Origin of the sequence: Gordoniibacillus kamchatkensis (genome assembly GCF_000829455.1) — a bacterium.
GTDB classification, from domain to species: domain Bacteria; phylum Bacillota; class Bacilli; order Paenibacillales; family NBRC-103111; genus Gordoniibacillus; species Gordoniibacillus kamchatkensis.
Genome location: NZ_JXAK01000033.1, coordinates 1 through 13164, shown reverse-complemented (window position 1 = coordinate 13164; position 13164 = coordinate 1). Strand labels below are relative to the sequence as shown.

Annotated in this window: 15 protein-coding genes and 2 pseudogenes; 2 read left to right on the top strand and 15 right to left on the bottom strand. The window is 53.7% G+C overall.

The features are described 5' to 3' along the window. Nucleotides 1-57: 57 nt before the first annotated feature. Complete coding sequence (locus SD70_RS18500) at nucleotides 58-1620, top strand: MDR family MFS transporter (RefSeq protein WP_052487609.1); 1563 nt, start codon at nucleotides 58-60, stop codon at nucleotides 1618-1620. A gap of 55 nt (nucleotides 1621-1675) precedes the next feature. On the opposite strand, the gene SD70_RS38275 is transcribed toward SD70_RS18500, so the two are convergent. The 7 genes and pseudogenes from SD70_RS38275 to SD70_RS39855 all read right to left on the bottom strand — a co-directional run. Then, complete coding sequence (locus tag SD70_RS38275; RefSeq protein ID WP_231571295.1) at nucleotides 1676-1906, bottom strand: GNAT family N-acetyltransferase; 231 nt, start codon at nucleotides 1904-1906, stop codon at nucleotides 1676-1678. Between the two features lie 35 nt (nucleotides 1907-1941). Further along, nucleotides 1942-2151, bottom strand: a complete 210-nt coding sequence (locus tag SD70_RS38270; RefSeq protein WP_231571294.1) for a hypothetical protein — start codon at nucleotides 2149-2151, stop codon at nucleotides 1942-1944. Nucleotides 2152-2188: 37 nt separating this feature from the next. Further along, a complete protein-coding gene (locus SD70_RS18490) occupies nucleotides 2189-2635 on the bottom strand; it encodes an aminoacyl-tRNA deacylase (protein ID WP_041049015.1) in 447 nt (148 codons plus the stop codon). Nucleotides 2636-2680: 45 nt separating this feature from the next. Continuing rightward, on the bottom strand, nucleotides 2681-3085 hold the full coding sequence (locus tag SD70_RS18485; protein WP_041049014.1) for a RidA family protein: 405 nt from the start codon (nucleotides 3083-3085) through the stop codon (nucleotides 2681-2683). Between the two features lie 38 nt (nucleotides 3086-3123). Further along, entirely contained in the window at nucleotides 3124-3414 is a 291-nt protein-coding gene (locus tag SD70_RS40665; RefSeq protein ID WP_449267217.1) for a helix-turn-helix transcriptional regulator, read from the bottom strand. A 102-nt stretch (nucleotides 3415-3516) separates the two neighbouring features. Next, nucleotides 3517-3615: pseudogene (locus tag SD70_RS40660) on the bottom strand (WYL domain-containing protein); the annotation flags it as partial. Nucleotides 3616-3917: 302 nt separating this feature from the next. Further along, a pseudogene (locus SD70_RS39855) lies at nucleotides 3918-4001 on the bottom strand (HTH domain-containing protein); the annotation flags it as partial. Nucleotides 4002-4150: 149 nt separating this feature from the next. Here SD70_RS39855 and SD70_RS18475 point away from each other — a divergent pair. Continuing rightward, nucleotides 4151-4906: a spermidine synthase gene (locus SD70_RS18475; protein WP_041049013.1), complete on the top strand. Its 756-nt coding sequence runs from the start codon at nucleotides 4151-4153 to the stop codon at nucleotides 4904-4906. 555 nt (nucleotides 4907-5461) lie between these two features. Here the strand turns inward: SD70_RS18475 and SD70_RS18470 are convergent. From SD70_RS18470 to SD70_RS18435, 8 genes are all read right to left on the bottom strand, one after another. Further along, nucleotides 5462-5974 (bottom strand): acyl-CoA thioesterase, encoded by a 513-nt coding sequence (locus tag SD70_RS18470; RefSeq protein ID WP_041049012.1) that lies wholly within the window; start codon nucleotides 5972-5974, stop codon nucleotides 5462-5464. 63 nt (nucleotides 5975-6037) lie between these two features. After that, nucleotides 6038-8047, bottom strand: a complete 2010-nt coding sequence (locus SD70_RS18465; protein ID WP_231571293.1) for a methyl-accepting chemotaxis protein — start codon at nucleotides 8045-8047, stop codon at nucleotides 6038-6040. 276 nt (nucleotides 8048-8323) lie between these two features. Beyond that, a complete protein-coding gene (locus tag SD70_RS18460; protein WP_231571292.1) occupies nucleotides 8324-9490 on the bottom strand; it encodes a TRAP transporter large permease in 1167 nt (388 codons plus the stop codon). 105 nt (nucleotides 9491-9595) lie between these two features. After that, complete coding sequence (locus SD70_RS18455; RefSeq protein WP_041049010.1) at nucleotides 9596-10132, bottom strand: TRAP transporter small permease; 537 nt, start codon at nucleotides 10130-10132, stop codon at nucleotides 9596-9598. A gap of 12 nt (nucleotides 10133-10144) precedes the next feature. Continuing rightward, entirely contained in the window at nucleotides 10145-11209 is a 1065-nt protein-coding gene (locus SD70_RS18450) for a TRAP transporter substrate-binding protein (protein ID WP_041049009.1), read from the bottom strand. 46 nt (nucleotides 11210-11255) lie between these two features. Continuing rightward, nucleotides 11256-11600: a cupin gene (locus tag SD70_RS18445; RefSeq protein WP_041049008.1), complete on the bottom strand. Its 345-nt coding sequence runs from the start codon at nucleotides 11598-11600 to the stop codon at nucleotides 11256-11258. Nucleotides 11601-11604: 4 nt separating this feature from the next. Continuing rightward, the gene (locus SD70_RS18440) at nucleotides 11605-12276 is read right to left on the bottom strand and encodes a DUF2848 family protein (RefSeq protein WP_041049007.1); all 672 of its coding nucleotides are present in this window, start codon (nucleotides 12274-12276) and stop codon (nucleotides 11605-11607) included. A gap of 62 nt (nucleotides 12277-12338) precedes the next feature. Next, the gene (locus tag SD70_RS18435) at nucleotides 12339-13112 is read right to left on the bottom strand and encodes a carbon-nitrogen family hydrolase (RefSeq protein ID WP_041049006.1); all 774 of its coding nucleotides are present in this window, start codon (nucleotides 13110-13112) and stop codon (nucleotides 12339-12341) included. Between the last annotated feature and the right edge of the window lie 52 nt (nucleotides 13113-13164).

Below are 13164 nucleotides of genomic sequence, written 5' to 3'. Positions count from 1 at the left end.
CCTCCGCTATCATTGATCCTGTAAACAAAACCAACACATTTTGGAGGAAACGAACCGATGAGTGCAACGCAACACAAAACCGGGTATATCGTCGCCGGCCTGCTGCTGGCGATCCTTATGGCTTCGATGGATAACACGATCGTGGCGACCGCGATGGGAACGATTGTCGGCCAGCTGGGAGGGCTCGACAAATTCGTATGGGTCACCTCGGCCTACATGGTGGCGGAAATGGCCGGAATGCCGATATTCGGCAAGCTGTCGGATATGTACGGGCGCAAGCGTTTTTTCGTGTTCGGGATACTGGTGTTCATGCTCGGCTCCATCCTTTGCGGAACGGCGCAATCGATCGTGCAGCTCAGCATTTATCGGGCCGTGCAAGGGATCGGCGGAGGCGCCTTGGTGCCGATCGCGTTTACGATTATGTTCGATGCGACGACTCCGGAAAACCGCGGCAAGCTGAACGGCTTGTTCGGCGCCGTGTTCGGCCTGTCGAGCATTCTCGGACCGCTGCTCGGGGCTTACATCACCGACTTTATCCGGTGGGAATGGATTTTCTTTATTAACTTGCCGCTCGGGCTGCTCGCTTTTGCCATGATCGCGCTGTTCTATAAAGAATCGCGCGTACACAACAATCAGAGGATCGATTATATAGGCGCCGTCACTTTGGTCGGTGCGGTCGTCTGCCTCATTTTCGCGATGGAGCTTGGCGGGAAGCAGTATGCATGGAACTCGGTTCCGATCGCCAGCTTGTTTGCGGGCTTCGTCCTGTTTGCCGCGTTGTTCCTATGGGCGGAGAAGCGCGCGCAAGAGCCGATCATCTCGTTCCGCATGTTCCAAAGCCGCCTTTACACAGCAAGCAATGTCATCGGCATGCTGAGCGGCGCTGCGTTCATTACGGCATCCGCTTATATTCCGATTTTTATTCAAGGGGTTCTCGGCGGTACGGCAACGAATTCGGGTCTGATGCTGCTGCCGATGATGCTCGCTTCAGTCGTTACGGCCGCAGGTGCCGGCGCGTTGCTGACGAAACTGTCGTACAGATTGCTTATGGTTTCCACCTTGCTCCTGCTCGCTATGGGCATTGCGCTGCTGAGCACCATAACGAGCGAATCGCCGCGATGGCTTGTTACCGTCTATATGATTTTGGTAGGGCTCGGCATCGGCGCTTCTTTCTCCGTTCTGACCAACGCGGCGGTTCACACGTTCCCCCCGGCGCAACGGGGAGTGGCGAGCTCGACGCTCAATTTCCTCCGTTCACTCGGCATGGCCGTCGGCATTACCGTATTCGGCATCATCCAGAACCATTCGCTCACGGGCAAATTGACGTACGCGCTGGCGGGGAATGCGCTAACCGGCATGCCGAAGGGTACCGACATCGGCGATCCGCACGTGCTGCTGGACCCCGCAACGCGTGCGCAGCTTCCGCTGCACGCGCTGGGAATCATCAAGGAGGGGCTCGCTTCTTCCATCGTTTACACGTTTGCGTGGGGACTCGTTCCGGCCGTATTGGCGTTCGTGGCGGCCTTCTTCATGGGCGGCGAGAAGATGGTCGCGGCAGCGGAGGCGAAAGCGGAAGCGGGAACTGAAGCGGAAGCTGGGGATTACGCAGCTTCTCATTGAGTGAAAAAAGGCAGCGGCAGCTACGTAGTCTGCCACTGCTTTTTTTCAATTACCGTCATTTTTTTGATAAATCCAATTCCAAATATATTGCTCCTTCAATCGGATTAAATATATACGGGTCAATTTTGTAAAATCCCAAGGATTCATATAGTGAGATTGCCGCCTTCATTGTTGACAAGGTATCAAGCCGCATAAAGCAATAGCCGCGAGCTTTAGCTTCTTCAATAATAGAAACGGCTAACCTTTTTCCAATTCCTTGTCCCTTCCAGTCCGGTTTGACGTACAATCTCTTCATTTCGCATATGTTGTCATCTATTCTCCTTATAGCCACACACCTATCGGGTACTGGTTATCTGCAGCCAACAGTAAACATCCGCCTGTTGAAGTCTCATACTTTCCAGGAATACTTTTCAATTCTTCATCAAAATTTTGGAACGCCAAGTCAATGTCCAAGGACTTAGCATATTCGGTAAAAAGTTCTCTCGCTTGTTTGTAATGATCATCTGTAGAAGCTTGAATAATATTTACCATGTTTATCTCTCCCCGACATGTTTGCTTCACTTGATCTTTACCTTATGTAACCAACTACATTATTTAATTTCTCTATATCCTTCGGCTGAATCTTCAAAGTCGATTGCGAGACCCCTGTCCCCCCGTAAACAAAGGGAAATCGAAATAATCCTCTATCAATGATTGTCGGGATATTGGGATTTACTAATGATACACTTCCAATCTTAGAACCGGTAACTTGTTCTACTTCTTTAGGTTTCGCTAATCTGATCTCTTGAGTCTGTAAGATGTCCTTCAACGAATCGAATTCGACTCGTCCGTAATCGCCAGAGATTATCAATGCACAATATCCTTGTTCTGTCTTCAAAATTAGTGTCGGGGCAGTTTGTCCAATGTGAATGCCAAAATATTCGGCACCTTCCTGTGCAGTATGAATGGGAATACTATGTTCGATGATTCCATAGTCTATTTGCTGATTATTTAGCATCAATAATAATTCGTCCATATTCTCCCCCTCACAAACGGTAAATCACCTTACTGCCGGTAAAACCTATTTCCCCACTGCTATCGCTTCAATTTCAATCAGGAAGTGTTCATTGATCAGTTTGCTCACTTCAACTGCCGAACTGGCTGGCGGATGCTTTGTATTGACATACATATCTCGAATGTCCCGAACCATTTGGATTTGGGAGATGTCAGTTAAAAAGAACGTCAATTTTACCACATTGTCAAAAGTAGCATCGGATGCTTCCAACGCTGCTTTTATGTTTTCAAATACCTGTATTGTTTGCGCTTTTAAATCTCCCGGACCTACCAATTCTCCATTTTGATTAATAGCAACCTGTCCGGAAACATAGATCGTCCGCGCGTTTCGTACTTCCACAACCTGTGTGTAGCCATTCGCAGGCGGCATTGTTTGCGGACTCCTAAAAATGATTTGCTTTTCTTCTTGCATGGAACTCGCCTCCTATTGATGCGCACAATTTTTTTGGTTTACAAATACCGCCTCAGCATGTTTTCGATAGTCGTCTTCAGCTCCTGCCGGATTGCGGGCGGTTCAACGACCTCTACGCGGTCGCCGAAGCTGAGCAGTGCCGGGATCAGCCATTTTGCGTCTTCCATAGAGCCGATCTTGAACGTTATCGTCAGCGAACCGTCCGGGTGGAAGCTCTTCTCCCCTTCATAAAAAAAATCCAGCGCATTTGCCAGCGATTGCACCGAAAAGTGCAGCACGACATTTACGGGATCGGCCCTCTCCGCGCGCTCAAACGAGGTTCGTTCCAATGGGACGTCATGCCTCCGCTGAAACTGCTCCGGCAGCGAGACCAGATCCGACATTCTCGACAGCCGGAACTCCCGGTAATCGTTTCGCTCGCGGCAAAATCCGTACATATACCAGACATTGTTTTTGTACTTGAGGCTTGCCGGTTCGACGCTTCGCTCCGATCGTTCATTGTTGCCGTTAACGTAAGCGAACCGGACCACGTGCCGGGTCGTGATGGCCGCTCGCAAAGACGGAGCGACGCGTTCGAGGCGCGCCGGCCGCCGATATCCATCAGCACGCTTGGGGCGCCATCGTCTTTCCGGATCGTTTGCAATTTGCGGGCGGTATCCATCGCCTGCTCATCGCCGAATACGGTCGACAGGCTTTGCAAAATCGTGACGAGCGATCCGACATCGTGGGATCCGAGCAAGCTTTTGTCCATTTTGTACGTTTCGATGATGCCGTAGCCGCCGTTAGCCCCTTGGTACGACACCACCGGAATGCCAGCCGCGCAAATGGCGTCGATGTCCCGATAAATGGTCCGCTGAGACACCTGGTACTTCTCCGCCAGTGCAGAAGCAGAAATGACCTCGTTGTTCAACAGCATATAAATCATCGAAATAAGCCGCTCCAGCTTGATAACCATCACCGCGCCTTGTTCATGTTCAATTTTCCGTCAATTATACCATGTTTCCTCCGGTATGTTATGATCGACATGCGCAGCTTCATCGTTGTTCCTTGGAGGAGATCGGTATTTTGCATTTGCGGCTTAAAGAGACTGGGCAGCAACATCAAGACATAACGGTTTACGACACTAAGGAGCTGTACGGCGAGCGCGGCAGCTTCCGGGTCATGCAGTTTTCCCATGAAGCCGTGCAAGGCGCGATGGATTTGAACGATCCGAAGCGCATCGTGCTTGAATATCCCCGGGCCATCATTCACTTGATGGAGCTGAACAATCCGTCGTTCGAGGACGCATTCGTCATCGGCCACGGCATCGGTACGATCGCCGGACATTTTCCGGACAAGCGGTTTAAAGCCGCGGAGCTCGACGGCAAGGTGCTGGAAATCAGCAGGACGCATTTCGGTTACCATAGCGATAATGTGATCATCGGCGACGGCCGCTTTATTCTCGCGAACGAAGCGCCGCAAACTTACGATTATGTGATTTTGGACGCTTTCACGGCTGAGGGAACTCCTCGGCATTTGGTATCTGCGGAGTTTTTCGGGATGGCGAAAGAAAAGCTCCACTCCCGGGGAGCTATCGTCATGAATCTTATGGGAAAAGGCGCGAACGACAATTTGATTAACGCCATTCATACTACGCTTGGCGAACATTTTCCGTATACGAGGACGTTTGCCCTTCCTGCGCAAGGGGCTCGCGACGTGCAAAATGTCGTGATCATGGGCAGCGGCAAGCCTATCCGGTATCAAGCGCGCCATATGGCAGGCTTCATCGAGGCCTTACCCGGACAAGGACATATTATTATGGACAGTGAAAACGCAACATAGCTCGCACATGCAAAAACGAAGCGCCATCCCCTCCGGTAGGCGCTTCGTTTTCTTGCGGCCACTTGCATAAAGAGCAACCGTTCGCATATAATAAGAACACGTGTTCCTGTGTCGCGCAACTTGGACTGCGATAGCGGAACGTATTTCCGTTATTAGCGGCATTTCCCGCTATTTCCCAGAATTAGCGGAACGACAGTCCGTTATTCGCCAGCAAAACGCCCAAAAATGGATATGATCCGGCAATTGCCGCCGATTAGCGGAATGAAAATCCGTTATTTCGTCACATTGCTCTTCTTTTGAGCAAATAGCGGAACACCGTTCCTTTATGCCTCACCCTGATACTAGCCAAACGGAGGTTTTCCTTGTGAATCAAGTCAGCCAGCAACCTATTTCCGTCGAAACGATAAATAAGCAATGCCCGAACTGCCTGACGATATACGCGGTCCCGGAAAAAGCCGGCTGCACCATCTGCCCCGGCTGCGGCCAGCGTTCGTGCGGAGATTAACGCCAACCCATCCGAGCGTTAGCCCTGCTGCCTGCGAATCGGCGCGGCCGTTACTCCCACGGGTATTTGGTAAGCAAATAATCGGCGAATTGTTTGCTTTCCTCGCGGCGGCGCTTTCTCATCTCGGCCCGGCGCTGCGCCGTCTCGAACAGCTTGCTCTCCTCCTCCGTCTCCGGTACGATTTGCGGCACCGGAGTCGGATTATTGTGCTCGTCGAGAGCGACGAACGTAAGAAAAGAGGTAGCCGCAATTTTCCTTTCGCCGCTCGCCAAATCCTCTTTGATGACTTTCACAAACACTTCCATCGAGCTTCTGCCGGTCCAGGTGACGAAGGACTCCAGCGATACGCAGTCCGTCGGCCGGATCGGCTGCAGGAAATCGACGGAATCCGTAGAGGCCGTAACCGCAGTCGCGCGGCACAGTTTGGTTGCGGAAATCGAAGCGATATCGTCGATATAAGACATCAGCTTGCCGCCGAACATCGTGTTGTAGCTGTTTACATCCGGAGGAAACACGCGCGATACTTTAAAGCACCGGGTTTCCTTCACAAATTTGGTCTCCAATTCGTTCACGCCGCTTTCTGGCAAATAACATGTCGGGAAAATTTTGCCCCAACCGCGGCCCGGTCATACGCGAAATACTTTGACCATCTCTTTAAGCTCGCCCGTCAATTTGTTCAAGTTATGCGCCGAAGCCGCAATCGTCTCCATAATGGCCGATTGCTCCTCCGTTGAGCTGGCCACCGCCTGCGAATTGTCCGCGGACTGCTTGGCCACGTGCACCATGTCGGCGATGGACGCCGTGATCTGCTCCGTACCTGCGGAAATTTGCTCCGTCGTAGCCGAAACCTCCTGGATTTGTTCGGCCACGTTGCGAATGGAGGAGCGAATGGTGCCGAAAGCTTCTCCGATATGCAGCATTTTCCGGATGCCGTCGTCGATTTCGGCGACGTTGTGCTCCATGGAGCTTGCGGCGCTCGCGGAGGTGCTTTGGATTAACTGGATTAAACCGACGATGCTCGCTACGGATTGATTCGTTTGCTCGGCCAGCTTCTTCACTTCATTCGCGACGACCGCGAAGCCTCTCCCCTGCTCCCCGGCTCTGGCGGCTTCGATCGAGGCGTTCAAAGCAAGCAAGGAGGTCTGGTTCGCGATTTCCGAAATGACGTCGACGATGTGGCCGATTTCGTCGGAGTGCTTGCTCAGCTGCCCGATCACCGCAGCGGTCTCGCCAGCCGCCGTGCCGATAACGTTCATTTGCTCGATGGCGGATTGGATGTCGCGATACCCGCTCTCCAATTCATTCGTGACGTCCTGCGACCGGTCGGATACGATCCCCGACGATTCGGCAATGCGCTGAACGCCAGCCGCCATCTCCTCCATCGCCCTCGCCGATTGCTCCGCTCCTTGCAGCTGGGCATCCGTGCCGCTGGCCACCTCCTGAATGGAAGCGGCGATTTGCGCGGACGCTCTGGACGATTGCCCGGCCGAATCGAGCAGCTCGTCCGACGCGATCGCAACCCGGTTGATCGTGGAATTGATTTGGCCGACCATCCCGGCCAAAGAATCGATCGTGACGTTGATATTGCGGCTCATTTGACCGAGCTCATCCTCGGCAAAGACGCGCAATCTTTCGTTCAAGTAGCCGTCCGCCACTTTCTTCATCACCGTCGAAATGGCGATAATCGGCTTCACGCTCAATCTGGAAATGAGGAAGGCGACCAGCACGATCAGCAGCGCCGCTGCGACCGCGAACAGAACGGAAATTTGCTGTGCCTTATGCACAGCGCCGTATATTTCATTCGTCGGCGCAACGACGAGCAGCTTCCATGAAGTATTCGGGATCGTCCCGTAGTACCCAAACACTTCCTTGCCGTTATCGCCTATGTACGTGACGGCGCCGCTTTGGTTATCGCGCATGGACTTGAAGGCTTCCTGCGAGCTGGCGCTTTTCTCGTATTCGGAAACCTGTTTGCCGATTCGGTTTTTGTCCGGATGCGTGTAATAATCGCCCGTACCCGAAACGATATAGCCAAAGCCGGTTTCGCCCACTTTGACGGAAGCCATCAAGTTCGTGAGCGTATCGGGAGATACGGTCGCAGATACGATGCCGACAAAGCTTCCGGAATCGTCGAGAATCGGCACGGCTATCGGCAGCACGTACTTGCCCGTCTTTTTGCTGACCAGCATATCCGAAATCGCCGGCTTTTTCGTTTCTTTTACCTGTTTAAAGTACGCGCGGTCGGCAACGTTGATCGCTACGTTGTTGACGTCGATGCCGTCGCCGCTTGCGTTCACCAGATTGAAGCCGTCGATCTGCTTGTCGCTTTCGTCAAGCAGCTTCAGCAGCGGGAGAATCTTTTTCGGATCGCCCGATTTAAATTCGGGATGCTGCTTGATCAGCTCCTCCATTTCGGAAATTTTGAGCTGCATCCATTCGTCGATTCTGGCAATGTTCAGCTCCGCAATGTCTTGCTGGATTTGTTCGCGGTCGGATTTCGTAATGGCGCTGAAATAGCCGGTCAGAAACCAGGTTGAAGCCAGGAGCGGAATCATGGACAAGACAAGCAGCACTACGGGCAATTTCACTCGAATCGACAGGTTTTTAAAACTAAACTTGGATAGCGGCTTCTTCACAACGGGTTCCCCCCACATCCGGATACAATCCTTGCGTCTCATTTTATCATTAATTGGCGAATATTGTCGCATAATTTTCCCAATTTTCTGATTCGCGACCCGAATTTTCAGCAAAAAGCGCTATAAATAAGCAGAAAAAGCTTGCCGCAGCAAGCTTTTTCGTTTTCAATCTATTTCGGTAAAAGTTGACTTTTTTCACATCTACCGCCCGGTTACCTCTGTGCCGGCTCCGCGCCGTTCGCGCGGAACTCCTTCGGCAATCTTCTCGCAATTACGTTATTTCGGTGCGAACAGGCCGGGGAGGAACGACGTCGTCCAAGGCAAGTAAGTGACCAATAATAAAATGCCGAACATGACGAGCAGGAACGGGATCAATTTGACGGTCAAACGTTCCACCGACACCCCGGTCGTCGCCGAAGCGATGTACAGCACCGTGCCGAAAGGCGGGTGCATCAAGCCAATGGTCAGGTTGATGACCATAATCGCCCCCAGGTGAATCGGATCGACTCCGTATTGGGCGGCGATCGGCAGCAAAATCGGCGTCAGGAAAATAATGCCCGCCACGCCTTCGAGGAACGTGCCGATCACGATCAGCAGCACGTTGAGCAAAATAAGGAACATGAACTTACTGCCGGCCAGACTGAGGAAAATGTCGGCGATTTTGTGCGGTATGCCTTCCAGATGCAGCACCCAGCCGAAAATATTCGTCGTCGCCAGCAGGAAGGACACCGACGAGGTCGTGATGATTGTGCGCAGCAAAATGCCCGGCACATCCCGGAGCTTCAGCTCGCGGTAGACGAAAGCGCCGATGAGAATCGCCGCGAATACGGCAACCGCCGCCGATTCCGTAGCCGTAAACGCGCCGGTCGTAATGCCGACCATGATCAGCACCGGAATGAACAGCGCCGGCAGAACGCCGAGCAGGCTTTGCGCCATTTCCTTTACCGTGCTTCTTCTCATGCGGTCGCTTTCCGTTTTGCGGAAGACGGCGTAGATGATGATGCCGAAGCCGAGCGCAAACAGCAGGCCCGGAATAATGCCGGCAAAAAACAGGCTGCCGATCGAGGCACCCGACGTAACGCCGTAAATGATGAACGGCATGCTCGGCGGAATGAGCGGCCCCATGATGGACGAGCTGGCTGTCAGCGCTGTGCTGAATTCTTTGTCGTAGCCCCTCTTCTCCATCTCCGGTACGATCACTTTGCCCATAATCGCCGTCTGCACGTTGGAGGAGCCGACTATCGCCGCCAAAAACATGTTGGCGATGACGTTGACGTAAGCAAGTCCGCCGCGCAAATGGCCGACCAGCACCGTTGCGAATTGAATCAGGCGCTTCGTAATGCCGCCGCGGTTCATAATTTCGCCGAGCAGCACGAACATCGGAATCGCGACGAACCCGAAGTTTTGCAGCCCGTTGAACAGCTTGGAAGAAAGCGATTGCAACGAATTCAAATTCCCGGTAGAGAAGACGTAAATCAGGGTGGTCAAGCCGAGAACGAGCTACGGGCACGCCGATGAACAGCAGAATGACAAAACCGATGCCGGAACTCATTCGGGAGCCCCCCCTTTCCCGGTCCGCAGCAGCGAACGCACCAAACCGAGCGTGTTTTCGATCGAAAACAGCGCCATGCACAACATCGAGAACGGCACGATGACGTAAAGCTTCCACAATTTGACCGATAGCGCCGGCGATATTTGATTCATCACGCTCGGACTGACGACCCAAATGAAGGAGTAATAGCCGATCACGACGGCGAAAAACAAAATGCTCAGCTGAATGAAGATCGAGCCGAGCACGCGCCCCTTGAAGGGGAGGCGGCTGAGCACGAACGTGACCGCCGCCATATCCGATCGCTTCACGGCAAGACTGGCACCGAGAAACGTGGCCCAGCAAAACAAGTACAAGGAAAGCTCGTCCGCCCATACAATCGGCGAGCTGAGGACATAGCGGAAAAACACGGCTACGATCATGTTGACCGCAAGTATGGCGCCCACGGCAATGCTAACCCAGACCAGCAGCTTGTCAAGCGGATTGGTTATAATAAATAGGAGGCCCCGTTCAGCAGGTCTGTCGTTCGCCATCATGAGAGCAAGCACCTACTTCCCTTGTCTGATTTGATCCGCTTTCTCCAAAAACTTGGCAATTTCCGGAGATTTCTTGCTCCACGTATCCCGCACCGATTTCACGACAGGGTCGTATTCGGAGCGGTTCACTTCGCCGAGCGTCAAGCCGTACTTGCTCTTGGCTTCGCCCAAAAACTTTTCTTCGTTTTTGGCGACCTCGACGCTGTTTTCTTTCGTTTTGGCAAGCACCGTATCTTTGATCAGCTTCTGATCGTCCGGGGACAGGCTGTTCCACAAATCCTTGTTGATAAGAATGCCGGCCGCCCAGTACATATGCTTGTCCGGGTTCAAGTATTTGGCGATTTCCGTCAGCTTCTCCGAAGTTACCGATTCGGAATCGATATCGACACCTTTGATGACGCCGGTTTGCAGCGAAGTGTACACCTCGGTCAGCGGCATCGGCGTCGGGCCCGCCTTAAGGCCCGTCCAATAATCGAGGATCGTCGGGCTCGGCGTCGTGCGCAGCTTATACCCTTCCAGATCTTTCACGCTCGAGATCGGCTTCGTGCCGAGAAGGTAACGGAAGCCGGAAGAGGCGTAGCCGAGACCGACAACGTTTTCCTTCGTCAGCGTATCGAACAGCTTCATCGACTCGTCGCTCGTCCACAGCTTGTACGCTTGATCGTGATTATCGATGAGGAACGGCATGAGCCACGCGCCGAATGCGGGAGACGAGTTGCTCAGCTGTGCGGTTGTAATGACAGCCATTTGGATGCTGCCCGTGTTCAGCTGCTGCATCATATCCGTTTCGTTGCCCAGCTCGCCGCCGGGAAAATATTGCGGATCGAAGCGTCCGTTCGTCTTGGCCTTCAGCTCGTCGCCGATTTTTTTGGCGGTCACGCTGAGCTGGCTGTCGGCTTTCGTGATGTTGGCGATTTTCAGCGTGATCTTTTTGCCCCCCGCAGCCGATGCCGATTGGCCGTCACCCGGTTTGCCGGAAGCGGAACCGCCGCCGGCTCCATTGCCGCAGCCTGCCAGGATCGATGCCATAACGACGGCAGCCGCCACAATGCTTAAGCCCTTCTTTACACGTTTCATATGCTTGCAGCCCCTTTTCAAAAATGATGGCCGTGCCTACCCGCATTTATTTGGAATAATAGCGGACTTCGAACGTTTTGCAGCCGTTTTTTGAAATCCACGGTCCGTGCTTCATGCCCGGCGGGCGGCAAGCCACCATGCCGGCGGTGAATTCCTGCTTCAGCGTGAGGTCGTAAATCGAGCCTTCGATAATGTACAGCTCTTCCCAGAAATCGTGAATCTGCACGCCGTTTGGCGTCGTATCCGTGCCCGGCGCAAATATAAGAATGCGCGTCGCCACTCCGGATTCCGGGTCCTTGGCAATCACTCGTTCCGTCAGCCCCTGAACTTTGCTGAACGGCACCTCTTCAAATTGACGGTAATCTGTAAATTCCAACTCCGGTTTAGCCATGGGCTTATTCCTCCTCGGCGTCTTTAAGCAGTTTTGTGCGATACTTGAGCTCCAGTTTGCGGCCTTTTGCACGGTCGGTCATTTCCGCGCGGAACGTCCCTCCGTACACAAACTCTCCGTGCAGCGGGAACGTGCCGCAGTAAAGCGCCATGCCGGGAGCGTCATAGCCCCGCTCCCGCACAAGGCGCAGCAGTTCGTTCGGGTGCAAAAACTCCCCGAGCGTCCCGGATTGATACAAGTGTTCTTTCCCGTCCTTCTCCACCCAGCTTCTCACTTCGATGTCGTCCCAGCGGTCCAAAATGTCGTCCAGCGCCCACACCTCTTTGCTGACCGGTTTGACGCAAACCTCCTTCGACTTTTGGATCGACACCGCCTCCAGTACGCGGTCGGTATGGTCGCTGCCGAGCCCGACGTACCATTTGCCGTTCACGTCCAGCAAAACGGCTTCCGCCTCGCCGCTGCCGTCGTTGCGGACGACCGTAATTTCGCTTGCGGTTTGCAGCAGGTGCGGCGAGAGATCGAACAGCATCGGCACCCGCGGCGGGCCCGGGATCCCCAGTTCCTCCAATTCGTCGATATGCTTCTTGACAGCCTCCTGGTTTTTCCCCGTATATCCGGCGATAACCAGCCGGGTCGGCGTCCACTGGAATGCCGTTCCGTTGCAAATAAATTCCACAAGATGCACTTCCTCTCTTTAGGCTGGCATATCGTCCTAATCGTCCCGCACAAGCGTGAACGTTAAAGAACGCGATGCTTTAAGCTGGGGAACACGTCCCGGATGCGCGCGACTTCGGCGGGGTCGATGTCCGCCTTGACGATCGTTTCCTGTTCTCCGCTCGTTGCCACCATAATGCCCCACGGGTCGACGACGGAGCTATGTCCGCCGAGGAGAACGCCCCGGGTCGTGCCGACGCAGTTGCAGGAGACGAGATAGCATTGATTTTCCAAGGCCCGCGTCGCGTTGAACAGCTTCCAATGCTCCAGCCTCTGATGCGGCCAGGCCGACGTGACGAGAAAGATTTCCGCCCCTTGATCGACCTGCTGCCGATACAGCTCGGGGAACCGCAGATCATAACACGTCGTCAGGCCGACCTTGCCGAATTCCGTGTCGAATACTTTGGCTCCTTCCCCCCGCGTCAGCAGCTCGCCTTCTCTGGAGCCGTAGCGGAACAGGTGCGTCTTCTGGTAAGTGCCGACAAGCCCGCCCTGACGGTCAAACATAATGCTGGTGTTGTAATATTTGCCGTCCTTCACTTCCACGAAGCTGCCGGCGAACAAATAGACGCCGTGCCGCTTGGCCTTGTCGGCAAACAGCTGCACAAAGGGGCCGTCAATCGGCTCCGCCTCTTCCACGTACTTATCGAACGAGAAGTAGCCGGTCGCCCATATTTCCGGCAGCAGAATCAGATCCGCATCCTGCGCGGCACGGTCCACGAGAGCGGCCGCCCGTTCGATGCGCTGCGCCTTGCTCTCCTGATCCTTGATCTCCAATTGAATCGAAGCGATCTTCATAAAACTCGTTGCTCCTCCCTATATTCGGCGCTTCGGCCGGCCGGTTACGGCA